Origin of the sequence: Streptomyces sp. TBY4, from assembly GCF_024213195.1 — a bacterium.
In the GTDB taxonomy this organism is placed as follows: Bacteria; Actinomycetota; Actinomycetes; order Streptomycetales; family Streptomycetaceae; genus Streptomyces.
The window spans coordinates 492,976-515,730 of record NZ_JANAVF010000002.1 but is presented as its reverse complement, the minus strand read 5'-3'; the positions used below and the strand labels follow the sequence as shown (position 1 = coordinate 515,730).

At 69.5% G+C, this 22,755-nt stretch carries 28 protein-coding genes and 1 pseudogene; 9 read left to right on the top strand and 20 right to left on the bottom strand.

The features are described 5' to 3' along the window. Positions 1-6: 6 nt before the first annotated feature. The 5 genes and pseudogenes from NLX94_RS06715 to NLX94_RS06690 form a co-directional block, all read right to left on the bottom strand. Positions 7-429 (bottom strand): CBS domain-containing protein, encoded by a 423-nt coding sequence (locus NLX94_RS06715; protein WP_254381657.1) that lies wholly within the window; start codon positions 427-429, stop codon positions 7-9. 165 nt (positions 430-594) lie between these two features. Further along, complete coding sequence (locus NLX94_RS06710; RefSeq protein WP_254381880.1) at positions 595-1,623, bottom strand: iron-containing redox enzyme family protein; 1,029 nt, start codon at positions 1,621-1,623, stop codon at positions 595-597. Positions 1,624-1,674: 51 nt separating this feature from the next. Further along, positions 1,675-2,030: pseudogene (locus NLX94_RS06705) on the bottom strand (methyltransferase); the annotation flags it as partial. 14 nt (positions 2,031-2,044) lie between these two features. Continuing rightward, the gene (locus NLX94_RS06700; RefSeq protein ID WP_254381656.1) at positions 2,045-2,272 is read right to left on the bottom strand and encodes a DUF6479 family protein; all 228 of its coding nucleotides are present in this window, start codon (positions 2,270-2,272) and stop codon (positions 2,045-2,047) included. 305 nt (positions 2,273-2,577) lie between these two features. After that, positions 2,578-3,027 carry a Fur family transcriptional regulator gene (locus NLX94_RS06690; protein ID WP_254381655.1) on the bottom strand — a complete coding sequence of 150 codons (450 nt, stop codon included), beginning with the start codon at positions 3,025-3,027 and terminating at the stop codon, positions 2,578-2,580. A gap of 244 nt (positions 3,028-3,271) precedes the next feature. Between NLX94_RS06690 and katG the strand changes: the two genes are divergently transcribed. Further along, on the top strand, positions 3,272-5,461 hold the full coding sequence (gene katG / locus NLX94_RS06685; protein WP_254381654.1) for a catalase/peroxidase HPI: 2,190 nt from the start codon (positions 3,272-3,274) through the stop codon (positions 5,459-5,461). A gap of 57 nt (positions 5,462-5,518) precedes the next feature. Here katG and NLX94_RS06680 read toward each other — a convergent pair whose 3' ends face one another. Genes NLX94_RS06680 through NLX94_RS06670 form a run of 3 tightly spaced genes read right to left on the bottom strand, consistent with a single transcriptional unit; the run spans position 5,519 to position 7,163 of the window. Further along, complete coding sequence (locus tag NLX94_RS06680; protein ID WP_254381653.1) at positions 5,519-6,250, bottom strand: metallophosphoesterase; 732 nt, start codon at positions 6,248-6,250, stop codon at positions 5,519-5,521. Then, positions 6,247-6,501 (bottom strand): hypothetical protein, encoded by a 255-nt coding sequence (locus tag NLX94_RS06675; RefSeq protein WP_254381652.1) that lies wholly within the window; start codon positions 6,499-6,501, stop codon positions 6,247-6,249. Before NLX94_RS06675 ends, NLX94_RS06680 begins: the two co-directional genes overlap by 4 nt. After that, positions 6,498-7,163: a nucleotidyltransferase family protein gene (locus tag NLX94_RS06670; protein WP_254381651.1), complete on the bottom strand. Its 666-nt coding sequence runs from the start codon at positions 7,161-7,163 to the stop codon at positions 6,498-6,500. Before NLX94_RS06670 ends, NLX94_RS06675 begins: the two co-directional genes overlap by 4 nt. Positions 7,164-7,618: 455 nt before the next feature. Between NLX94_RS06670 and NLX94_RS06665 the strand changes: the two genes are divergently transcribed. Together NLX94_RS06665 and NLX94_RS06660 are read left to right on the top strand one after the other, a co-directional pair. Beyond that, complete coding sequence (locus tag NLX94_RS06665; RefSeq protein WP_254381650.1) at positions 7,619-7,777, top strand: hypothetical protein; 159 nt, start codon at positions 7,619-7,621, stop codon at positions 7,775-7,777. Between the two features lie 15 nt (positions 7,778-7,792). Continuing rightward, entirely contained in the window at positions 7,793-8,470 is a 678-nt protein-coding gene (locus NLX94_RS06660; protein ID WP_254381649.1) for an HAD family hydrolase, read from the top strand. Positions 8,471-8,528: 58 nt separating this feature from the next. On the opposite strand, the gene NLX94_RS06655 is transcribed toward NLX94_RS06660, so the two are convergent. The 3 genes from NLX94_RS06655 to NLX94_RS06645 all read right to left on the bottom strand — a co-directional run bounded on the left by NLX94_RS06655 (position 8,529) and on the right by NLX94_RS06645 (position 10,900). Next, a complete protein-coding gene (locus NLX94_RS06655) occupies positions 8,529-8,804 on the bottom strand; it encodes an isoamylase early set domain-containing protein (RefSeq protein ID WP_254381648.1) in 276 nt (91 codons plus the stop codon). 291 nt (positions 8,805-9,095) lie between these two features. Next, positions 9,096-9,947, bottom strand: coding sequence for an aldo/keto reductase (locus tag NLX94_RS06650; RefSeq protein ID WP_254381647.1), 852 nt, complete (start codon positions 9,945-9,947; stop codon positions 9,096-9,098). 710 nt (positions 9,948-10,657) lie between these two features. Further along, positions 10,658-10,900: an N-acetyltransferase gene (locus NLX94_RS06645; RefSeq protein ID WP_254381646.1), complete on the bottom strand. Its 243-nt coding sequence runs from the start codon at positions 10,898-10,900 to the stop codon at positions 10,658-10,660. 434 nt (positions 10,901-11,334) lie between these two features. Between NLX94_RS06645 and NLX94_RS06640 the strand changes: the two genes are divergently transcribed. The 3 genes from NLX94_RS06640 (at position 11,335) to NLX94_RS06630 (ending at position 12,694) form a co-directional block, all read left to right on the top strand. Then, positions 11,335-11,949 (top strand): flavodoxin family protein, encoded by a 615-nt coding sequence (locus NLX94_RS06640; RefSeq protein ID WP_254381645.1) that lies wholly within the window; start codon positions 11,335-11,337, stop codon positions 11,947-11,949. 79 nt (positions 11,950-12,028) lie between these two features. Then, positions 12,029-12,172, top strand: coding sequence for a hypothetical protein (locus NLX94_RS06635; RefSeq protein WP_254381644.1), 144 nt, complete (start codon positions 12,029-12,031; stop codon positions 12,170-12,172). Positions 12,173-12,328: 156 nt separating this feature from the next. Then, positions 12,329-12,694, top strand: coding sequence for an STAS domain-containing protein (locus NLX94_RS06630; protein ID WP_254381643.1), 366 nt, complete (start codon positions 12,329-12,331; stop codon positions 12,692-12,694). A gap of 60 nt (positions 12,695-12,754) precedes the next feature. On the opposite strand, the gene NLX94_RS06625 is transcribed toward NLX94_RS06630, so the two are convergent. Then, a complete protein-coding gene (locus tag NLX94_RS06625) occupies positions 12,755-12,958 on the bottom strand; it encodes a hypothetical protein (protein ID WP_254381642.1) in 204 nt (67 codons plus the stop codon). A 294-nt stretch (positions 12,959-13,252) separates the two neighbouring features. Between NLX94_RS06625 and NLX94_RS06620 the strand changes: the two genes are divergently transcribed. Together NLX94_RS06620 and NLX94_RS06610 are read left to right on the top strand one after the other, a co-directional pair. Further along, positions 13,253-15,523: a catalase gene (locus NLX94_RS06620; protein ID WP_254381641.1), complete on the top strand. Its 2,271-nt coding sequence runs from the start codon at positions 13,253-13,255 to the stop codon at positions 15,521-15,523. A 446-nt stretch (positions 15,524-15,969) separates the two neighbouring features. Further along, positions 15,970-17,217, top strand: coding sequence for a sodium:proton antiporter (locus NLX94_RS06610; protein ID WP_254381640.1), 1,248 nt, complete (start codon positions 15,970-15,972; stop codon positions 17,215-17,217). 20 nt (positions 17,218-17,237) lie between these two features. Here the strand turns inward: NLX94_RS06610 and NLX94_RS06605 are convergent, their stop codons facing one another. The 7 genes from NLX94_RS06605 to NLX94_RS38840 form a co-directional block, all read right to left on the bottom strand. After that, positions 17,238-17,504, bottom strand: a complete 267-nt coding sequence (locus NLX94_RS06605) for a DUF4235 domain-containing protein (RefSeq protein ID WP_254381639.1) — start codon at positions 17,502-17,504, stop codon at positions 17,238-17,240. Then, entirely contained in the window at positions 17,501-17,809 is a 309-nt protein-coding gene (locus NLX94_RS06600) for a DUF3618 domain-containing protein (protein WP_254381638.1), read from the bottom strand. Before NLX94_RS06600 ends, NLX94_RS06605 begins: the two co-directional genes overlap by 4 nt. Beyond that, entirely contained in the window at positions 17,806-18,219 is a 414-nt protein-coding gene (locus NLX94_RS06595; protein WP_254381637.1) for a phage holin family protein, read from the bottom strand. The genes NLX94_RS06600 and NLX94_RS06595 overlap by 4 nt, the downstream gene beginning before the upstream one ends. A 110-nt stretch (positions 18,220-18,329) precedes the next feature. Continuing rightward, the gene (locus tag NLX94_RS06590) at positions 18,330-19,379 is read right to left on the bottom strand and encodes a YihY/virulence factor BrkB family protein (protein ID WP_254381636.1); all 1,050 of its coding nucleotides are present in this window, start codon (positions 19,377-19,379) and stop codon (positions 18,330-18,332) included. A gap of 60 nt (positions 19,380-19,439) precedes the next feature. Continuing rightward, positions 19,440-19,601 carry a DUF6766 family protein gene (locus NLX94_RS39305; RefSeq protein WP_308402390.1) on the bottom strand — a complete coding sequence of 54 codons (162 nt, stop codon included), beginning with the start codon at positions 19,599-19,601 and terminating at the stop codon, positions 19,440-19,442. After that, positions 19,598-19,807, bottom strand: coding sequence for a DUF6766 family protein (locus NLX94_RS39300; RefSeq protein ID WP_308402389.1), 210 nt, complete (start codon positions 19,805-19,807; stop codon positions 19,598-19,600). The genes NLX94_RS39305 and NLX94_RS39300 overlap by 4 nt, the downstream gene beginning before the upstream one ends. 81 nt (positions 19,808-19,888) lie before the next feature. Beyond that, on the bottom strand, positions 19,889-20,011 hold the full coding sequence (locus NLX94_RS38840) for a hypothetical protein (RefSeq protein ID WP_302168850.1): 123 nt from the start codon (positions 20,009-20,011) through the stop codon (positions 19,889-19,891). A gap of 432 nt (positions 20,012-20,443) precedes the next feature. Between NLX94_RS38840 and NLX94_RS06580 the strand changes: the two genes are divergently transcribed. After that, entirely contained in the window at positions 20,444-21,466 is a 1,023-nt protein-coding gene (locus NLX94_RS06580; protein ID WP_254381635.1) for a DNA topoisomerase IB, read from the top strand. A 54-nt stretch (positions 21,467-21,520) separates the two neighbouring features. Here NLX94_RS06580 and NLX94_RS06575 read toward each other — a convergent pair whose 3' ends face one another. Next, complete coding sequence (locus NLX94_RS06575; RefSeq protein ID WP_374683909.1) at positions 21,521-22,744, bottom strand: phosphatidylserine/phosphatidylglycerophosphate/cardiolipin synthase family protein; 1,224 nt, start codon at positions 22,742-22,744, stop codon at positions 21,521-21,523. Between the last annotated feature and the right edge of the window lie 11 nt (positions 22,745-22,755).

The window sequence follows — 22,755 nt, the reverse complement described above, 5'->3', positions numbered from 1 at the left end:
TGGGGATCACGTATCGGGCTCTGCCGCCGTGACGGCCGCGAGAGCGGATCCCGGGTCCTGTTCGATGGTGAGGTCGCCGAGAGTGACGACACCGATGAGTTCGCCGTCCTCGGTCTGCACCGGCAGGCGCCGCAGCGCGTGCCGGCGTATCAGGGCGACGGCCTGGTCCACGCCGTCGTCGGGCCGGACCGTGACTGGTTCGGCACTGCAGACGGCGTGGACGGTGGTATCGGCCGGATCCCTGTTCTCTGCGATGGCACGGATGACGATGTCCCGGTCGGTCAGGATGCCGTGGAGGCGCCCCTCGTCGACAACCAGGACATCTCCGATGTCGGCGTCGCGCATCACCCGTGCTGCCTCGGCCAGGGACGTCAACTTCTCCACGGTCACCGGATTCCCGGTCATCACTTCGTGGACGCGTCGGGTCATGGTTCCTCCCGCTGCTGAAAGCGGCTCCTGCCAGGCGGCTACCCGCCTCCACGGCCAGTAGGCCCCCAAGGTCTCGATCCCCGTCGCCTGGATCCCGCACTTCGCCGTGGACCACACCCGATGCCACGGCCGTCGGCTGTGTCGCATCGGGTTCGGGCAGCCCCTTCACATCCCCGGCAGCGGCGACCGCAACGCGCTGCGCCCCTGGTCCCAGGCCTGGCGGATGTGGTGTGCGAGACGGTCCTCCAGGAGGACGGTCGCCGCACAGCCGAAGGCGACGTCCGCCTCCAGCTCGGGCTCGTCGGCCAGGAGTCCGCCGATCACCTCGTGGCGTACGACTTGTTCGTGGACGGCGTCGGCCTCGACGTGCTCGGCGTAGAAGTGCTCGGCGGCGGGTCCCGCGCCGCAGCGCCGCATGGCCTTGGCCAGGCGTCTGGACCCGGGCGAGGAGGTGACCTCGACGCATGCGAAATGTCCGACGAGTGCGCCGCGCAGGGCCCGGTGCAAGCCGAAGAGGGACATCAGGTTCACCGTCGCGAGCAGCGCCGCGGGCGCACGGTCCAGGTAAAGGCCGTAACGGGGATCCAGGTCGAGGTCCGCCATGAGGTCCGCGAAGAGCCGCGCGTGGACGCGGTCCGCGCGGCCGGCGCCGAACTCGTCGTACTCGATGGCGGCCATCCCCGCCTTGGCCCGGCCGGTGAGCCGGGGGATCGCCCAGGCATGCGGGTCCGCTTCCTTGAGGTGGTAGAGGGATCTGAGGGCCGCGTATTCGCGTAGCTGCCAGAGCTCGCCCTCGGTTTCGAGGCGGTGGCTGAGGCTGCCGGAGAGGTCTACGGGCTCTACGAGGAGCGGCGCGAAGGCTTCCCCGGCCGATCGGGGCGCGTCGGACAGCTCGGTGCGCAGGGCGTGGAGGAAGCGGGTCTCCATGGCTTGGCGCAGCCTGAGCAGGTCGGGGTCCCATTCCCGCTCGTCGTCCACGCCTTCGAAGCCGCGGTAGTGCAGTTCGTAGAGCAGGTAGAGCGCGAGCTGGAGGTCCTCGCCCGCCGGGTCGGCTTTCAGTATCGCCTTGGGGGCGTAGACCGGCGGGCCGCCGTAGCGCAGGGCCTGGGTCACGGCCCGGGACAGCTCACCGCGGCCCCCGACCAGCCGGGGGCCGGCGGTGGCCGACGTCGTGGTCGGGCTGGGAAGGGTCATGAGGGGTTCCTGTCCTCGGGTGGCGCGGCGGGTCGCTCGCGGTGTCGGTGGCTGCCGTCGCGAACGCCGTACGGGACCCCATGGCACGGAGACCTTCGCCGTGACCTCCGCGGCCCGGCACATCTCCGAGTGCACCAGGAGCAGGACGCCCCCCGGGACGCAGCAGGACCGGGGCCCTCGCGCAGATCCGGTCGAGGACGGCGCGCCCGTCGGGGCCGGCGTCCCAGGACCTCTGCGGACCGCGCGACGGGAGCCGAGCCTCCGGGGCGGGAACGTGCGGCGGGCAAGCGCCGGCGCAATGAGTTCAACCGAGCCGTGACCACGGCGGGCCAGGAGACATCGACGGCCGTGACCCGGGCTCCCGTGGCCGCGGTCTGCAGCGCCAGGGCTCCGGTGCCCGTACCGATCACGCCGGGCGTGCTCAAACCCGGGGACCGGGGCCGGCGTCATCGTCCGGTGTCTGCCAGGAGTCCTCACGCTGCCGTGCCGCGGGATTCTGCTCGGCCGGCCGGACTGGAGCCCGGCGCCGTGCGCTCCGTCGGCTGCCGTACCAGAACGCGCCGATCAGAAGCACGACCACCACCACGCCGGCGATCACGAGGAAGAGCGCTCCCTGGCCTTCGGCAGCAAGACTTTCAGTAGGAATCATGGGTGGCGCCTACCCGCGATCGGCGGATCTACGGATCCGTACGCAATCACCGCTCCAAGGAAGCCGACGCGGTCCTTCCTCCCTCTGACTGCACGCTCCCCCTCGGGGATGGACAGACGCCTCGGGATGCCGCCGGGCCGGCGGGAGCACTCCGTGCTCTACAGGTCGACCGCCCGACACGGGTGTCCAGCAGGCCCGCCCGCACGAAGAAACTGGTGTCGATCGCACCGGGCATCAGGGCGGTGACCGTCACGCCGGTCCCCCGCAGCTCACTGTGCAGGGCCTGGGCGAAGGATTGCCGGACCTCAGGCACCGGATGTGCCTGCCGGCGGCGGACCGGCAGCACACGACGGGCACAGGCCGCGGTAGATGACCTCGGCACTCGACACCGTGAAGCCGAATCGCTCCTCCGCCGGGAGTTCCGCCATCGGATCGCCGGTCGGGTGGACGTCACGGATCAGACCACAGCCGGAGCACACCAGGTGGTGGTGCGAGTCGTGCGCGTTGGGGTCGTAGCGCTTCACGCGCCCCTGGGCGGACACTTCCAGCACCTCACCGAGCAGGACCAGTTCGCCCAGCGTGCTGTAGACGGTCGCCCGGGAGATCTCGGGCAGCCTGCGCACGGCTCGGGCGTGCACCTCGTCTGCCGTGAGGTGCACGTGCTCGCCGGCAAGGGTCTCCGCGACGACACGTCGCTGGGAGGTCATGCGCCAGCCGCGCCCTCGCAGCCTCAGTCTCTCCAGCAGGTCATTCATTTCGGCTCACCTGTTCAGACTCATCGCGATGGCTGGAATTCATTTTCATACTTTCAGGTCGGAATATGTAAACACCTCCCACACCTGCAGACTTTCTCTTTCTACCGCTTGTTGCACGAACCACCCCTGCGTGTTCTCGTGGCGGCATGGCCCGAGGTGCGCGACCATACGGACGCCGAAACGCACTCGATTATCGGCATCGTTCCTGAGGATATGCAGCACCGAGACGGAAAGAGGAACGGACGTGTCCGGCAGTGAAAGCGAGAACCCCGCAATCCCCTCCCCGACCCCCGCACCGGCGCGCCCGAGGGCGAACGGGGACTGGTGGCCGAACCAGCTGGACCTTCAGGTTCTCCACCAGCACTCGCCCCGGTCCAACCCGATGGGCGAGGACTTCGACTACGCGGAAGAGTTCAGGACCCTGGACCTCGACGCACTGAAGCGGGACGTCTTCGAGGTCATGACGGCCTCGCAGGAGTGGTGGCCCGCCGACTACGGCCACTACGGACCGCTCTTCATCCGGATGAGCTGGCACGCCGCAGGCACGTACCGCATCGCGGACGGCAGGGGCGGCGGCGGCTCGGGCGCCCAGCGCTTCGCCCCCCTCAACAGCTGGCCGGACAATGCGAGCCTCGACAAGGCGCGCCGCTTGCTCTGGCCGGTCAAACAGAAGTACGGCCGGAAGATCTCATGGGCCGACCTTCTGGTATTCGCCGGAAACTGCGCCATGGAATCGATGGGGTTCAAGACCTTCGGATTCGGCTTCGGCCGCGAGGACATCTGGGAGCCCGAGGAAATCTTCTGGGGACCCGAGGACACCTGGCTCGGAGACGAGCGCTACAGCGGCGACCGGGAACTCTCCGGCCCTCTCGGCGCCGTGCAGATGGGACTGATCTACGTCAATCCCGAGGGGCCCAACAGCAACCCGGACCCCATCGCAGCCGCCGCGGACATCCGGGAGACCTTCGCGCGGATGGCGATGAACGACGAGGAGACGGCCGCGCTCATCATCGGCGGCCACACCTTCGGCAAATGCCACGGCGCGGTCGGTGCCGAGTACATCGGTCCGGAACCCGAGGCCTGCCCGATCGAGCAGCAGGGGATCGGCTGGAAGAACACCCACGGCAGCGGCGCGGGCGTCGACGCGCTCACCAGTGGGCTCGAGGGCGCGTGGACCACCGAGCCGACCAAGTGGGACAACGGATACCTGGACAACCTGTTCACGTACGACTGGGAACTGAGGACGAGCCCGGCCGGTGCGCATCAGTGGACGCCCACGGACCCCTCGGCCCAGGGCACCGTTCCCGATGCTCATGATCCGTCGAAGCGGCACGCGCCCATGATGCTGACGACGGACCTCTCGCTGAAGCTGGATCCGGTCTACGCGCCGATCGCGAAGGGCTTCCACGAGAACCCGGACAGGCTCGCGGAGGCGTTCGCCAAGGCCTGGTACAAGCTGTTGCACCGCGACATGGGCCCTCTCACGCGTTACCTCGGCCCGTGGATCCCCGAGCCGCAGCTGTGGCAGGACCCCGTACCGGCGGTCGACCACGCGCTGGTCGGGGAGGCGGAGATCGCCGACCTCAAGGGCCGGATCCTGGCCTCGGGCCTGTCCGTCTCCCAGCTGGTCACCACCGCGTGGGCGTCGGCGGCGAGCTTCCGCGGCACCGACAAGCGCGGCGGGGCCAACGGAGCACGGATCCGGCTGGCACCTCAGAAGGACTGGGAGGTCAACGCCGTGCCGGAGGTCGCCGAGGCCGTGGCTGCCCTGGACCGGATCCGGCAGGACTTCAACGCCGCGCAGAACGGCGCGACGAAGATCTCGCTCGCGGACCTGATCGTCCTGGGCGGGTGCGCGGCCGTCGAGCAGGCCGCGAAGAACGCCGGGCACGACGTCTCGGTCCCGTTCGCGCCGGGGCGTACGGACGCCTCGCAGGAGCAGACCGACGTGGAGGCGTTCGCCGTACTGGAACCCGGTGCGGACGGGTTTCGCAACTACCTCCGGGCCGGGGAGAAGCTGCCGCCGGAGACGCTCCTCCTGGACCGCGCCAACATGCTGACGCTGACCGCACCCGAGATGACGGTCCTGGTCGGCGGCATGCGGGCCCTCGGCACCGGCTTCGACGGATCTCCGCACGGTGCCTTCACGGACCGGCCGGGGACGCTGACCAACGACTTCTTCGTCAACCTGCTGGACATGCGGACGGAGTGGGCCGCCTCGACCTCGGCCGAGAACGTGTTCGAGGCCCGGGACCGTGCCACGGGCGAGGTCAAGTGGACCGCCACCGCCGTCGACCTCGTCTTCGGATCGCACTCCCAGCTCCGAGCCCTCGCGGAGGTCTACGCGTCCCACGACGCGGGAGACAAGTTCGCACGCGATTTCGTGACGGCGTGGAACAAGGTCATGAACCTGGACCGGTTCGACCTCGGCTGAACCCGGCATCCCGGTGTCCCGGTCGGCCGCCCACGGGCGACCGGGACACCGCTGCACTCACACGGCGCCTGACCCGAGGTGGTACACGGCGAAGGCCCGGTCGATGACCGGCATCGCCACGTTGCGCACCCGCACCCCGCCGGCCGTCATCCCGTGCTCGGTGCCCATGTGCGCATGGCCGTGGACAGCGAAGTCGGCGCCGCCCTGGTCCATTGCCTCGGCGAGCAGGTAGCTCCCGAGGAACGGATAGATCTCCAGCGGCTCACCCGCCAGGGTGTCCGGTACGGGCGAGAAGTGCGTGAGCGCGATCAGGACGGTGCTTCCCGCTTCCCGGAGTTCACCGAGCGCGCGACCGAGGTTGTCCGCGCACCGCCGCGTGTAGCGCACGAAGGACTTCATCTCGGGCTCGCCGAACTCGCTGGCGCAGCGTCCGGCGAAGCCGCCGCCGAACCCCTTGGTCCCCGCGACGCCGACCCGTGCACCGTCCACGTCGAGCAGTACGCCGTTCCCCTCCAGCACGTGCACGCCGGACCGGAGCAGTTCCCGGGTGACGGCCGCCTCCTGGTCGGTCTGGTAGTCGTGGTTCCCGAGCACGGCAACCACGGGCACGGGCAGTCCCGCCACCTCCCCGGCGACCACCTGCGCCTCGCGCGGAGTGCCGTGCCGGGTCAGGTCGCCCGCCAGCAGCAGGAGATCGGCGCATCCCCCCAGCGTCTCGAAGGCGGGGCGCAGGGTGCCCTCGTCGCCCGGGGCGAGATGGATGTCCCCCACGGCCGCCACGCGGATCACGACAGCTCCTCGGGGTGGTCCGGCGGGTTGTGGCAGCTCACGGTGAGGTCGTCGTGCCAGGGAAGGCCCGCGAGTTCCTCCTCGGCGATGCGCAGGACCGCCGCGCGGCAATCCGGGCTGGTGACACTGCCCCAGACGTGCGCGGTGGGCCCGCGGGTCTCCACACGTACTCCGAGCTCGGCGATGTCCTCGCGGGCCAGCCTGTCCCTCAGGTGCTGGATGCGGTACTCGATGTGACCGCCCGCCGTCATGGCTCCTCCCGTTCCCGCTCCCGCTCCCGCGGCTCCACGACGCGGAGCCGTTCCAGGAGGTAGAGGAACGCATCGGACAGCGGCGCGTCCCGGTGATCCAGGTACATCCGGTCCCAGTCGATCTGCTCCCGCAGCATCCGGGCCATCGGCAGCAGATCACCGAAGTCGCAGTAGTGCTCGCACAGCGCGGCAAGCCTGCTGTCCATCAGGTCGGTGGGGGCCAGGACCGGCATCCAGACCGAATCCACCGCCCTGACCTGAGCCCGGTCGAGCAGTTCCGTGCTGACCGGACGCCGGGCGAGCTCGAAGATCAAGTCGATCTCCTCCCCATCGGAATGACCTTTGACCAGCCAGTCCTCAGGCGCCCTGCGCATGGATATTCCGCCGCTCTCCAGAGCCTCGATCACCGCATCGGCATTCTCGCGGCGGACGCAGAAGTCCGTGTCGTGCTGGAAACTGGCCGGCAGGCCGTGGGCGAACGCCGCCACGCTCCCGGCGAGCGCGAACCGCTGTCCGGAGGCCTTCAACAGCCCCGCGACACGCTTCGTGGTTTCCAAGATGGCCTGCGTGTGGTCGTGCGGAAGGGACTCCGCTTGCGGCTCCACATCGTCGGGGGCAAGGGGCAGGGTGGGTCCGTCACCTCGGTACGTCTCGGCGATCACGGCCGGCACCTCCTCCTCTGCCCGGGGGCGCCAAGTGCATCCGCCCACACTTTGGCCGGTACCCATGAAGCGCTCGCTCATGCCTCGCGCTCCAGGGGGGCATCCGCGACCACGCGCGCCAATCGGGCAGGCCGTCGCACGTTCCGAGGGGCGCCGCCCGCCAGGCCTGCTTGCGCCCCGGCATACGGCGCTCGAGGCCGTCGGGGAGTTCCTCGACGGCCTGTGAGGCAGGAGGCGGGCATGGATACCGCGCCCCTTGCGGCCTGGAGCAACACGGAGCCTCCGCCCGCCCGGCGTCTGGGCGCGAGGAGTGCGAAGGCGGGCGGAGGGTAGGCGCACGATGTGATCCCGTTGGTCCGGAGCAGGAGCCGGTGGCCCGATCCGTTGCCTCCGGACGCGGCCGGCAGCGGTGGTTGCGTACTGCAGGCCGCCCACATCCAGCAGAGGAGTCCGTCATGCCCCGAGGAGCCAGTCCGAAGCGTGAACGGCAGTACGAGCACATCAAGGACCAGCTCCACGCGGAGGCCAAGCGCCGCAACCTGCACGGCCCCTCCTCCATGAACTCCATGAACTCCATGAACCAGGCCGACCCGGAGCACGAGCTCGGCCGCTGAACACCGGGAGCATGCATGAACCGGGCCGCGCTGTTCGACGTGGACGGCACCCTCGCCGACACCAACCACCTGCACGTCACGTGCTGGTGGGAGGCCCTGCGACAGGGTGGCCACCACGTCGCCATGCACAACATCCACCGCGCCATCGGCCTGCCGGGTGAGGATCTCCTCGCGCATCTGTTGGGCGAGGAGCGCGACACCGACCAGGACGACACACTGACCGCCGCGCACGACACCCTCTACGGCACGTACTTCGACCGCTTGCCGTCCCTGGACGCGGCAGCCGACCTCCTGCGCGAGCTGGACCGGCGCGGCTGGCGCGTCGTCCTCGTCACCTCCGCCCAGCAGGCGGAACTCGACGCCCTGCGGCGTGCGGTCGACGCCGACGACGCCATCACCGCCACAGCCAGCGCCGACGACGTGGAGGAGGGCAAGCCCGCACCCGACCCGGTCCGCCACGCCCTCGACCTCGCCGGCGCACCCGCGCACGGGTCCGTCTTCGTCGGGGACACGGTCTGGGACATGCGGGCAGGAAGCCGCGCCGACGTCACCTGCGTAGGGGTGCTGAGCGGTGGCATTCCCCGCGGCGACCTCGAAGAGGCCGGGGCGCAGGCCGTGTACCGGAATCCCGCCGATCTCCTCGCTCACCTCGGCGACAGCCCGTTCGCCGACACGGCCGGCCTCGGCCGGTGAGGAGACGACCGGGAACTTTGGACGCTGACCCCCGGGCCTCCTCTCGCGGGTGACTCGTTCAGGTGTGGAGGCGGCTGTTGTCGCCGACATGGCTGTCGGCGGCATCGTCGTTGAACCAGTAGTCACCGGCCGCGAGGTAGCGGAAGGAGTGCATGCTGTGGCGGGGGAGCATGACGGTCGCGGCACGCGTGCCGTCGCCGCGGGGCTCGAGGGGGTGGGCGGCGGGGTTCCAGTGGTTGAAGTCCCCCACCACACTGACCGGGCCGTCCGGGGTGTCCTCGGGAAGGACAAAGGTGACTTGAGCACGGTTCTTGAGCTGCTTGCGTTCGAGCACGGACCTGTCTCCAGCACGAAGAGAACGGAAAATACGGCTCAGGCATCTTGGCTCCCGCACCGGCGTTGACGGGGCTACGCGGCCTGTGTGGCGAGTCGCATCACCCGGCCGGGTGTTCAGGGGGCGGCGACGCCAACCACATCTCGTCACCTGACGGTGACCACGGCCTCAGTTCCAGTCGAACCTGTCCCGGTGGCCTGCCGGCCGGGAAGACCCTGGGTCACAACGGTGGGTGCTCGCCGTCACTTGCGCCGTGGCCTCCACGCGCGCCGTCCGGATGCGTAGGGCTGGTCAGGCGTCGATTCGGTGCTTGCCGAGCCTCTCGGCCATGGCCGGGTCACGATGGTCGAAGAAGAGCGAGCTGCCGGTGTCGAGGGTGGCAATGGCCGTCATCTGCTCGTCGGTGAGTTCGAAGTCGAAGACGTCGATGTTCTCGGCCATGCGCTCGGCCCGTACCGATTTCGGGATCGCGACGACGCCGCGCTGGGTCAGCCAGCGCAGCACGACCTGGGCGACGGACTTTCCGTACCCCTGACCGATCTCTGCAAGGAGCGGGTTGGCGAAGAGGTCGTTCTTGCCCTCGGCGAAGCCGCCCCAGGACTGGATCTGGACACCGCGCTCGCGCATCAGGTCCTGGTAGTCGGCGCGCTGGAAGAACGGGTGGGTTTCGATCTGGTTGACGGCCGGGACGACCTCGTTGTTGAGGATCAGGTCGATCAGCCGGTCGGGGTAGAAATTGGCGACGCCGATCGTTTGCGCGAGGCCCTCCCTGTTGAGGGCTTCCATGGCTCGCCACTGGCCGTAGACGTCGCCGAAGGGCTGGTGCATCAGGTACAGGTCGACATGGTCGAGGCCGAGCTTGGTCAGGGAGGTCTCGAAAGCCCGCCGGGTGTTGCGCTCGGCGGGGGCGTCCTGGACCCACAGCTTGGTGGTCACGAAGAGTTCCTGGCGGGAGATGCCGCTGTTCCTGACGGCTCGGCCGACGGCTTCCTCGTTGCCGTAGGCGGCGGCGGTGTCCAGCAGGCGGTAGCCGGCGGCGAGCGCGTCGGTGACGGCTCGCTCGGTCTGCTCCGCCGGGATCTGATAGACGCCGAAACCGAGAACGGGCATCTGGAGGCCGTTGCTCAGTGTGATGTGCCGCATGGTTCTCCCCTTCGCCGCAGGTGCGGGGTTGGTCACTGCTGAACCGGTGGTTCTCGGTCACACTCCCCCACCGTGGTGGTCCTCGCCCACCGACAGGGCCCGAAGGCCGAGGATCGTCCCTGACCGGCCCCCGGCCGCCAACGCATGATCGGGATCGGTGTTGATCGATCTCTGGCCGGCCGTCTGATGCAGATCGCCAGGAGGATTGAGCTTTAACACTTTGGCCGTGCCGAACGACTTGATTGATGTGAAGGGACAACAGCTTCTGCCCGTTCTCAGCCTGGGACCTCTCGTACCGGTAGTCGCGCTGGGAGGACTGCCGTGGATGGCTCTACCGATCTTGGCCGGTGCGGCTCTGATCGGAGTGGTGGTGGGTGAATGGCAGCGCCGCCGCACCTTGCTGTCTGTTCTTCGACAGGCCCCACCCGGGCAGCGTCGTGGAGCAAGACGGCGGGATCGGCGGCGCGGAGCGCGCCGTGCCCCTTCCAACGAGCACCCTGGCCTGCCCGGCCTGCGCCGCGCCTTCGGGATCGCACTCGCAGCAGCATTCCGGGCCGCCGACTTCACCGTCGAGACCCGCGGGGACGAGTGGCTGCTCGTCGTCCACCCCGCCCATGAGGCCAGCCCCTGACAGAACCGATCGCTCGACGGGCCCTCGACTGACTCCGGCCGGGGACGCCGCGGACTGCAGTCCCCGCTTCCTGCCGTGGTCAGTGGGACGGTTGAACCTGGACCGCCGGGACGCGTAGATGTTGGCAGACCCCATTGCCGTCGAGGATGCGTGATCGGCGCAGGAGGTCGCGGGTGCCGCGCAGGTCCAGGGTGCTGTGCCAGGCGAGGCCCGGATGGCGTGCCCGCAGGTGCGACAGGGCTCGGGTGTCCAGGCCCGTGCCGAGAAAGCGCGGGTCGATGTCGACTGCGCCGATCACGGCCTCGGCGCAGGTGAGGCACATCCGGTAGTGGACCTCGCCGACGACCTTGAATGTGGATGAGGAGCAGCACCTCGTCGCCGGTGCCGGTGTCCCCAGGGATGCGCGAGGACAGCAGTTCGACGTGCCGGTAGGCGAGGATCCGGCGGCGCAGCCGGCGGAGTATCCCTCCCCCGCCCGTGTGCCGACCCGCACCCGCCGGAGGCCCCTCGCGGGACGGAGTCGTACGGAACAAGGTGCTCGTGGGACGCGCATGATGTCCGTGCATGCCAGACGCGTGCCCCCGAGTCGGCGGCGCATGCTCCTGTGCGGCGCATCCCGCCCTCAGTCGGGCTTCGCCATACTCCCCTCCACGCTCCTCAGGCCTCTGAGCAGCGCCCGGACCTGGAGAGACATCTGAAAGGACCAATTTGGTGCCGGGCTGATATCAGGCTTGAGGACGGGGTAGCCGGGCGTACATGAACAACACACCCCTGCGGGCCGTCGCCCTCGTCTGCACCCTGTCCCCGTCCCCGAAGCCGTCCAGCTCCCAGCTGCTGGCCGAACAGACGATGGCCGCGCTGGCCGACCACGGAGTCACGGGCAAGACGATCCGGATCGCCGACCACGACGTGAAGACCGGAATCAGCACCGACCTCGGCGACGGTGACGCCTGGCCCGAGATCCGCGACACGATCCTCGGCGCCGACATCCTGATCCTGTCCACGCCCATCTGGCTCGGACACCCCTCCAGCATCGCCCAGAAGGTCATGGAGCGGCTCAACGCGGAGATCTCCGAGACCGACGACGAAGGCCGCATGCTCACCTACGGCAAGGCCGCCGCGGTCTGCGTCGTCGGCAACGAGGACGGCGCCCACAAGGTCAGCGCCGACCTCTACCAGGGCCTGAACGACGCCGGCTTCTCCCTCGCCCCCAACGCCGTCACCTACTGGGTCGGCGAAGCCATGCAGCACACCGACTACCAGGACCTCGACAAGACCCCCGAAAAGACCGCCGCCACCACCAAGACCCTCGCCGCCAACACCGCCCACCTCGCCCGCCAGCTCAAGGCCACCCCCTACCCGCCCAGCTGACCGACCAGCACCGTACGGGACGGCACCGGAGGGGGAGCCCTCCGACCCCCTCACGGCTCAGCCGCCTGCGGCCCCGAGGGTGAACGTCGGAAGCGGTGCGGGTGCCGTACGCGCCTACCTGGACGCGGGCTTCGACGAGGTCTACATCGGCCAGATCGGCCCCTGCCAGGACGCCTTCTTCGCCGCCTGCCGCGACAAGCTCCTCCCCGCCCTCCGCGGATGAGGCACGTCCTCCCCGAACGGCGCCCGGGGGCGGGGTGATCACCCGGCCGTCTCCGCTCCCCCAGCGGTCCGACCACCGAGGAAAACGCATACCGGTCCGAGGCCAGGGCATCCGCACGGTACCCAGCCGATGTGTGCGCGAAGACAAGGAGTGTCCGTGCTGCCCTTCAACGTGACCGAAAGCGGTGTCCTGATCATCCGTCTGCGAGCCGACCTGGACATCGCAGACCGGGCCACGGCCGCCTGGGCCGTCGACGGCTACCTTGCCGCCCACCCGTCCGCACCCGTCATGCTGGAACTCTCGGACGCACCGCTGAGTACTGCCGCGTTGAGCACGGTCGTACGAACCCACCACATGTGCCGCTCCGCAGGCGCGCAGCTGACCGTCGTCACGGCGGCCTCCGAAACGCGCCGGACGCTGGAGACGCAGACCGGGTCCGAAGGGCTGGTCATCCAGCCCTCCCGCTCCCTGGCCGCCACCGCGCTCTCGGCTGCCCGGGCCCCGGCCGCAGCGGCAGCGTGAACCCCGCCGAGCTGGTCCCGTCGAAGCCTGACGCCGCCCGACGGCCCGCCCGCACGCGCTCTACTTCGTGTCGTTCCCGTCGTCTCCCTCGCCCTGCCGGGCGGTCCGACGCCGGGCGTCGGGGCTGGGGCCCAGGGCATCGCCTGCCTCACCGTCCTTGGTGACGGGGACGATGGCGTCCTCGGCTTCCCGGCGAGCCGCGCTGTCACCGCTCTCCCCGGTGCCTCGGAGGGCGGAGTCGGCTTGCGGTGTTCCCTCTGTCATCGTCGTCCTTTTCGTTGAGCGGGCAGCGGAGTCCGCAGCATTCACGGGCGGGCCTCCCCCGGAGACTGGTCCGCACACCTCCGCGGTGCGGACCAGTCCACCCCGCACCACCTCTGCCGTCTCGCGCCGCCGCCGAGAACCCCGCTGGAGACGTCTTAGCCGAAATGGACGTACTCGGCGTGCCCCGGGCCATCAGAAGCCGAAGGCTTGCACCCGGGGCATGACTGCCGCAGGCCGGGTAGACGGCATGCGATCTCGCAGACTTCGCAGTCCGCCCAGGAGGAGACGTCACACATGGTGCAGAAGAAGGAGACCAAGGCCACGACAAAGAAGGCCGCGCCTGCCGAGCCGAGGAAGCGGGCCGGCTCCCGCGGCGTTTCCGGCCGATCCTCCCCGCGACCGCCCGCGGCGGCCGGGCCGGAGGTCCCGCGCGAGCCGTTGCCGCCGAAACCGGACCAGGAGGGCCCGGGCAGCCTCAGTCCCACGGGACAGGCCACCGGCGTGCCCCGGGCCGCGGTGGCGCAGGGCGGCGCGTACCTGACGACCGCGCAGGGCGCCAGGCTGTACGAGAGCGACCATTCGTTGAAGGCGGGTGCGCGGGGGCCGGTGCTGCTGCAGGACCACCACCTGCGGGAGAAGATCACGCATTTCGACCACGAGCGGATTCCCGAGCGCGTGGTGCACGCCAGGGGCGCGGCCGCCCACGGGATCTTCCAGGGCTACGGCACCGCGGGGAAGGTCACCAAGGCGGCGTTCTTGGCGAAGGACGTCGAGACGCCGGTCTTCGTACGGTTCTCCACGGTCCTCGGGTCGCGCGGCTCGGCGGACACGGTGCGCGACACCCGCGGGTTCGCGACGAAGTTCTACACCGGTGAGGGCACCTTCGACCTGGTCGGGAACAACATCCCGGTGTTCTTCATCCAGGACGCGGTCAAGTTCCCCGACGTCATCCACGCCGGCAAACCGCACCCCGACCGGGAGATCCCGCAGGCGCAGAGCGCACACGACACGTTCTGGGACTTCGTGTCCCTGCACACCGAGGCCACGCACCACACCATCTGGAACATGTCGGACCGGGCGATCCCCCGCTCGTTCCGGATGATGGAGGGCTTCGGCGTCCACACCTTCCGCCTCGTCAACGCCAAGGGCGCCACGACGTTGGTCAAGTTCCACTGGAAGCCGAAGCTCGGGGTGCACTCCCTGGTCTGGGAGGAGGCTCAGATCACGGCTGGCATGGACCCGGACTTCCACCGCCGTGACCTGGCCGACGCGATCGAGGCGGGTGCGTTCCCCCAGTGGGAACTGGGCATCCAGACCTTCCCCGACACCCCGGAGCAGACCTTCGAGGGCATCGACCTGCTCGACCCCACCAAGATCGTTCCGGAAGAGCTGGCCCCTGTCCGGCCCATCGGCCTGATGACGCTCAACGCCAACCCGACGAACTACTTCGCGGAGACCGAGCAGGTCGCCTTCCACCCCGGCCACCTCGTCCCCGGCATCGACGTCACCGACGACCCGCTGCTCGCCGGCCGGCTCTTCTCCTACCTCGACACCCAGATCAGCCGGCTCGGCGGCCCGAACTTCGGTCAGATTCCGATCAACCGGCCACACGCCCCCGTCAACGACATGCTCCGCGACGGCATGCACCAGACCGCTGTCCACGCCGGCACCGCACCGTACCGGCCCAACAGCCTCGACGGCGGCTGCCCCTTCCTCGCCGGACCCGACACAGGCGCCTCCATCGAGGTGCCCCTCGAACTGCCCGTAGCGCGCAAGATCCGCGAGGCTCCCGCCTCGTTCGACGACCACTTCACCCAGCCGCGCCTGTTCTGGCTGAGCATGACGCCGGTGGAGCGCGAACACATCATCGCCGCCTACACCTTCGAACTCACCAAGTGCCGCGAACAGGCCGTCAAGGAACGCGCCCTGGCCGTCCTGGCCAACATCGACCCGCAACTGTGCGCGGAGGTGGCCACCGGGCTCGGACTTCCCGCGCCGACCCCCACCCAGCCTCTCACCGAGCCGGCCCCGAGCCCGGCGCTGTCCCAAGTCGGTGGGACCTGGCCGCTCGACGGACGCGTCATCGGCATCGTCACCGACGCCGGCTCCGACCTGAAGGGTGTCCGCGCCGTACGGGACGCCATCGCGAAGGCCGGGATGGTCCCCCTCGTGATCGCCCCCACCGGCGGCACACTCGGAACCGGAAAGAACCCGGTCACGGTCCAGCGGACGTTCGCCGCCACCCGTTCCATCGAGTTCGACGCCCTCCTCCTCGCCGGCACGCCCGCGTCCGCGGCCGACGCCCGCGGCGCCCGCGACTCCAAGGCCGGAGCCCCGGACCCGGACGGCCCCGACCCCCGCGTCGTACTGCTGCTCGCGGAGGCCTACCGCCACGGCAAGGCAATCGGCGGCTGGAACGACTCCTCCCGCATCCTGCAAGCAGCCGGCATCGGAGAGGGCGATCCCGGTATCGCGTTCGCCGCCAGCCCCGCCGCCGCCCTCAAGGGCATCACCCAGGGGCTGACAGGACACCGCGCCTGGGACAGGTTCCCCACCTCGGTCTGAATGAGGCCCAGTCCCGCGGTATACGCATGCGCCCGGGGTTCCTGTTCAAGCAGGAAGCCGCCTCCGAGCAGCGCCGGATCTTCGCCGGACGCTTGGTCCCCGGGCGCCTCGTACGCGCCCGCCTCATCCCCGCCGTGCCCGACCTGCCGGGCCTGCGCTTCCAGACAAGGAGTTCTTCGCCGGGCTGCAGGCCGGCGCGGGTATGGAAACCCCTCCCCTCGCAGCACACGGCACCGCCGACCTCGCCCGCCAATGGAACGAACTCGGCGCCCCAGACGTGCACGGCCGCCGGTTCCGCCAGCACCGGGTCTGCCACGTCCGTAGACTCCCGGCGATCATTACGCACTCAAGTAGCAGGACGTGCTGAGGCTGCCCGGCACAAGATCGGGTAGGCGGGTCCCCACGAGGGCTTCGCATGGGAACGGTGATCGGACTTGCTGGGTTTGATGGGAATTGACGTGGTGTACGCATGCGCGGGGCTGGGAGCTCTGTGCGCGGCGGTGCTTCCCACCGCCCTCGCCAAGCGGCCCCTGTCCTTGCCCATGGTGTTCCTGGCGGCGGGGTTCCTGGTGTTCCTGCTGCCGCTCGACGCGCTCCCGGCACTCGACCCCATCCGGCACCGCGGCGTGGTGGAGCACCTGACGGAGGTCTGCGTCGTGGTCGCCTTGATGGGCGCGGGTCTGGCCATCAACCGCCCGCCGGGCCCGCGTACCTGGTCGACAACGTGGCGGCTGCTGGGCCTGGCCATGCCCCTGACGATCTTGCTCACCGCGGTCGCAGCGGGGTGGTTGGTGGAGTGGCCGCCGGCCGTGGCCCTGCTGGTGGCAGCCGCCCTCGCGCCCACGGACCCGGTACTGGCAGCGGAAGTGCGCGTGGGAGAGCCGACCGATGACGAGGACGACGAGGACGAGGTCCGCTTCGCGCTGACCAGCGAGGCCGGACTCAACGACGGTCTGGCCTTCCCGTTCGTCCTGGCCGCCATCGCGCTGACCACGGCGTCGGCGACGGGCTGGTCCACGGACGGCCTCTGGCACTGGGTGTGGAGCGACATCCTGGTGCGCAGCGCGGTGGGATTGGCGGTCGGGCTCGGTGTGGGACGACTCCTCGGCTGGATGTTCTTCCAGGCCTCATGGAAGGCGCTTCGGCTCTCCGAGCACCGCGAGGGCTTCGTCGCGCTGGCCGCGACGTTCACGGCGTACGGGCTGACCGAGCTGCTGCACGGCTACGGCTTCCTCGCCGTCTTCGTCGCCGCCTGCACGATCCGCAACGCGGAGCGCTCTCACCGGTACCACCGCGTCATGCACGCCTTCACCGATCAGATCGAAAGGCTCCTCACCGCAGCCATCCTCTTCCTCGTCGGCGGTTTCATCGCCGACGGCGGCCTCGCCGCACTGACCTGGCGCGGAGCGGTTCTCGGGCTGGTGCTCTTCCTGCTGATCCGCCCGGCCGTCGGCTGGGCCGTCCAGATCCGCGGCAAGGCCACGGGCAAAGAGCGGGCCGCCATCGCCTTCTTCGGCATCCGGGGCATCGGTTCGTTCTTCTACCTCGCCTACGCCTTGGGCCAAGCCGACTTCGCCGCCCCCGCCCGTGAATTGTGGGCGGTGGTGACCTTCACCGTGCTGCTGTCGGTGCTCCTGCACGGAATTGCGGCCACACCCGTCACCACCCGGCTCGACCACGCCGCCCCGAACTGACCGAGGCGCGACGCCCCGGGTCAGCCCGGCCAGGTACCCGTCAGGCGCCGTACGGCCACGGCTCCCGACCGGTCGACCGAGGCTTTGACCACGGCGAAGATCGCTCCCTGGATGGCCGCGGCGAGCAGGATCTGCTTCCAGGGCCGATCCTCGTCGGTGGCGTCGGGAGCATCGCCCTCGCCTTCGATGACCTTCCAGGCCTGCTTGAACGCCGCGCCCGCGATCATGCCGCTTACGGCGCCGAGGGCCAGCCCGACCGGCTTGTAGGCGATCTCGGCCGTGTTCACCGGCGGTGTCCTCGGCTGCGGCGCACCACCAGGAAGACGGCCACGGCGGCTCCGAGCACGAGGAGCGGGGTGCGGTTGCCGCGCGCGACAGCCGCTGCTTGTTCCGCCTTCTCCGCGGCCTGGTCCTTGATGGCAGCGGTCTTCTCCTTCGCCTGGGCCTTGACGTCGGCCTTCGCGGCGAGGGCCTCGACGGTCTGGCCGAGCTCGTCACGGGTGCGCTCGATCTGCTCGCGCAGTTCCGCGGAGCCGTTGGGGGCGGGGGTGGGGATAGGGGTGCCGATGGTGGTTCGGGCGTCGTCGTTCATCGGTGTGCCTTCTCCTTGATCTCGGCCAGGTCTGCCCTGACGCTGTCGATGGTCTGCTCGGGAGCCGGCGAGCCGGCCTGCGTGACCTGCTTCTGCCCGGCCAGTGCGGCCACTGCCGCCACGATTCCCAGAACCGCGGCGATGACGACGGCCGACACCCAGGCCGGGAGGACCAGCGCGAGCGCGGCGATACAGGTCGCGGTCAGGGCCTGGAGTGCCAGGATGCCGAGCAGTCCCGACGTGCCGAAGAGGCCGCCGCCCTTCCCGTAACGCTTGCCCTTGTCAGTCATCTCCGTCCGGGCCAGCCGCATCTCCTCGCGGACCAGTTCGGAGATCTGCTGCGAGGCGCGCGAGACCAGGACGCCGACCGAGTCGTGGGCAGTGTGGGGTTCCTGCTCTGCCGTGCTCATGATGGGGACACCTCGTCTTCCTCGTTGGGGTTCGTGCCGTCCTCGCGACGCGACTACCCCGCAACCGCCCCGTCACCCGCTCGGGCGCTCGGCGGCTTACGAACGGTGGGTCATTGCTCCATGCGGCGACGGTCGCCGTCGCTCCAGGCGCGGGTGTCGCGGGGTGCCACATAGGGCTCCTCGTCCGCGGGCAGCCCTCCGGCGATCGCGCGCTGGCGACTGAGTTCGGCGTCGAACTCCAGGCCGAGAAGGATCGCCAGGTTGGTGATCCACAGCCAGACCAGGAAGATGATCACGCCGGCGAGGGTGCCGTAGGTCTTGTTGTAGGAGGCGAAGTTGGCGACGTAGAGCGCGAAGCCGGCCGAGGCGGCCATCCAGATGGCCAGCGCGAGGAAGCTGCCCGGCGTCACCCACTTGAATCCGCGGCCCTTCGCGTTCGGAGCGGCCCAGTAGAGGATCGCGATCATGATGGTGACGAGGAGCACCAGGACCGGCCACTTCGCGACCGACCACACGGTCAGGGCGGTGTCCCCGATCCTCAGGGCGGTTCCCGCCTGCCGGGCCAGAGAACCGGAGAAGACGACGATGAGCGCACTGGCGCAGGCCAGGACCATCAGCGTGACCGTGAGGGCCAGGCGCAGCGGGAGGATCTTCCACACCGGGCGGCCCTCGGGCATGTCGTAGACGGCGTTCGAGCTGCGGATGAACGCCGCGATGTAGCCGGACGCCGACCACAGGGCGAGGACCAGCCCGACGATCGCCAGCAGCGATCCGACCCCCGAGCGTCCCTGGAGCTGCTGCACCGCATCGCTGACCACGTCCCGCGCCGAGCCGGGAGCGAGTTTTTGCAGGTTGTCCAGGACCCGCTTCGTCGCGGACTCCCCCGCGATGCCAACCAAGGACACCAGCACCAGGAGGGCGGGGAAGAGCGCCAGGACCCCGTAATAAGTGAGCGCCGCGGCCCGGTCGGCGAGCTCGTCGTCCTTGAACTCCTTCACAGTGCCGCGCAGCACCGCCTTCCACGAACGCTTCGGCAGCCCGGTCAGCTGGTCGGGTGCCCGCTCCTCCACCCGCGGGTCCGGACCCGCCGTGCTTTCACGGCCGCCGGCCTCCTCGACCTGATCGTCTTCATCGGGACCTGGCTTCGATGTACGTGTCATACCTGGCGGCTTTCCAGGTTGGTGCCACTCATGTCAGCGGAGGCGGGCGAGTCCCGGCGTTCACCCTTCGATGCCGGTGGCGGTGTGGGCCGCTCCGACGGGCTTGGATTCGGGTGAGCCGCGCTGGCGGAGGTAGACCGCGAGGATCGCCATGGAGGCGACGGCGAGGAGTTCGGACTGCCAGTTCTGCAGCGTGCGGTTCCAGAACTCCGCCGAGGTCACGACTGCCAGTTCTCGGTGACGTCGACCATGAAGTCCGAGGTGAACAGGTAGTCGGGGAACGACAGCGGCTGCAGGCTCTGCGCGGTCAGGACGCTGTTCAGCTCGGCGTGGCCGGCGAGCGACTGGCCCGCGAGGGTGAGGAGGAAGCCGGTGCCGAAGGCGACGGTGAGCCCGTTCTCACGGACGAACTGCTTGAATCCGATCACCGTTGCATCAGCCCCACCGTGAACGCGTAGGCGAGGCCGCCGAACACGACGGCCAGGCAGAGCAGGAACATCGTGCGCACCTCATCCGGCCGCCTGCGACACGCAGAGCCATACCCCGGTGAGCGGAAACCGCGGGTTGAGCCCGGCGGCCTCGGCGGCGGCGTACAGCGCGGCACCTTCGTGGGCGGGCAGTGCCTCGTTCACCGTGTCCGCCGCCCGCGCAGCCTTCCGCTCCCTCGTTTCCGTCGCGGGTGCCCGCCAGGTCACCCGGGTTTTCCTCGATGCCCTCGGGCAACCGATCACGGATGCGGACCATGCCGGCAGCGTGGTCCTGGTCGGCACGGCCCTGCCACTCGCCCGCTCGTGAGGCGTGACGGCCGCATCATGAACGCAGGCGAATGGGGTGCGACGTCGGCTGCGGGGTATACGCCTCGCATGAATCAGACAAAAAGCTGGAAACCCGGCGAAATAGTGCCACAAAGCGACATCTACGCTTGTGACTGCGGCAAGGAGCACCTCTGGAGCAAGAGCACAGATGTCCGCGGACACCGGTTCCCCCCGCTGCCGTACGACTGCCACGGGCAGGCATGGAAGCTGCGTACCCGGGCCCATCCCGACGCGGATGGATGACTTGCCGTGCGACTGCGGACGAGTGATCCGCACGTACCCGGGTGGCGCCGTGTGCGCCACGGCCGCGGTTTCCGCTACCTGGACACGGCCGGGACTCCCTTGTCCCCGGCTGACCGGGAACGGGTCCGCGCCCTCGTCATTCCGCGGGCGTGGCAGGACGTGTGGATCTGTCCGTGGCCGAACGGCCACATCCAGGCCGTAGGTACGGACGACGCCGGGCGACGACAGTACCTATACCACTCCGCATTCCGGGAACAGCAGGACGCCGCGAAGCATGAGCACGTCCAGGAAGTGGCCCGCTCACTGCCACGCCTGCGGAAGCAGGTCGCGCAGGACATCGCCGGCCGTGGCCTGACCCGCACCCGCGTACTCGCCTGCATCACCCGCCTCCTCGACCTGGGATTCCTCCGCATCGGCGGCGAACGCTACGCCCGCGACAACGGCAGCTTCGGGCTCACCACGCTCCTGCGAGAGCACGCCGCCTGCAGGAGGGGCGAAATCCGGCTTCGCTTCCCCGCCAAGTCGGGCAAGGAGGTCACCCGCACGATGGTGGACCAGCAAGCCCACGCAGTGGTCCGGGCGCTCCTGCGGCGCCAGGACGAGAGCCCGAGGCTGTTCGCCTACTGGGAACAAGGAACCTGGCACGACGTCCACGCCGGGGACCTCAACGCCTACCTGCAGGACGGTGCGGGGAAGGACCTGACGGCGAAGGACTTCCGGACCTGGTACGCCACCGTGCTGGCGGCGGTCGCCCTCGCCGTCTCCGAAAGCACCGCGGACGAGTCCAGCGCCCGTCGCGGCAAGGTAGTGGCCCGCGCGGTACGCGAGGTCAGCGACTACCTGGGCAACACCCCCGCCGTGTGCCGGGCCTCCTACATCCATCCCCGCCTCATCGAGCTCTACGAAGACGGCCGGACCATCGCGGATGCCCTCGGGAAACTGGGCAAGGACGGCAGCTTCGGCCAGCCCGCCACGCACGGTGCCGTCGAACGGGCAGTCCTACGACTGCTGCAGTCCGACCCAGCCTAGGCACCAGGCATTGGTCCCGACCCGTGTCGGTGGACTCCACCATCGTGACGGTAGTCACAGGAAGCGGCGCACCGGCTGCACGGCGAGTTCACGGGCACGTTGGAGGGCGGGGCGTCGCCTCCAGCGGCCTTCCTGAATCAGTTCGCTCGCGGCCAGGTCCTCGTCGAAATGTCCGTCGAGGACGTTGGTGAAATGCTCGTCGATCACGGCGAGCATGACCTCCTCGTCGTGATCGAGGGAGCGGCGGTTGAAGTTGGTCGAGCCGATCAGGGTGGCGACGTGGTCAACGGTGATGACCTTCGCGTGCATCATCGTCGGCTGGTACTGGTAGATCCTCACCCCGCAGGCGATGAGCTCGGTGTAGTGGTGCTGGCCGGCAAGCTGGCAGACGCGCTTGTCGGTGTGCGGGCCGGGGAGCAGGATCTCCACCTCGACCCCGCGCCGGGCGGTGGCACAGAGCAGCTCGATGAAGTACGTGTCCGGTGAGAAGTAGGCGGTGGCCAGGCGGAAGCGCTCCTCGGCAGACTCCAGCATGACCCTCATCAGCGTCTGCATGTCCTGCCAGCCGAAGCTGGCCGAGCCACGTACAACCTGGACGATCGCTTCGCCCTGCGGGCGGTGGTCGACGAACCGGTCCCGGTCGTCGAAGAGTTCGTCGTGGCACTCGGCCCAGTTCTGCGCGAACGCGGCGGCGATCCCGTCGACGGCGGGTCCGCGGACCTCGACGTGCGTGTCGCGCCATTCATGTGTGTTGCGCGCGTTACCGCACCACTCCTCGGCGATCCCGACCCCGCCGGTGAACGCGGTCTCCTCGTCGACGACGAGGACCTTTCTGTGGCAGCGGTGGTTCTGCTTGAGCGGCGAGAGGTACAGCGGCTTTCGGAACCACGCCACCTTCACGCCGGCCCGCTCCATGTGGTCCAACAGCCCTCTTTCGATCAGGCGGCTGCCGAAACCGTCGAGAAGCAGGCGTACCCGCACCCCGGCGCGGGCCCGCTCGGCGAGGGCCCGGGCGAAGTCGCGGGCGATGTCACCCCTCCAGTACACGAACGTCATCATGTCCACCGTGTGCTGGGCACGGTGGATCGCGGCCAGCATCGCGGCGAAGATCTCGTCTCCGTTCCGCAGGGGGGTGAGCGCGTTGCCCTCGGTCGCCGCGATCCCTATCAGCCGCTCCAGGCGCCGCCTCAGCCGGGCCCCCCGCATCTCGGCCGACGACACCAGGGGTGATCGGGGAGCGCCGGCGGCCGGACCGGCCGACTCCTTCGTACGGGGCATCGGATCTCCTG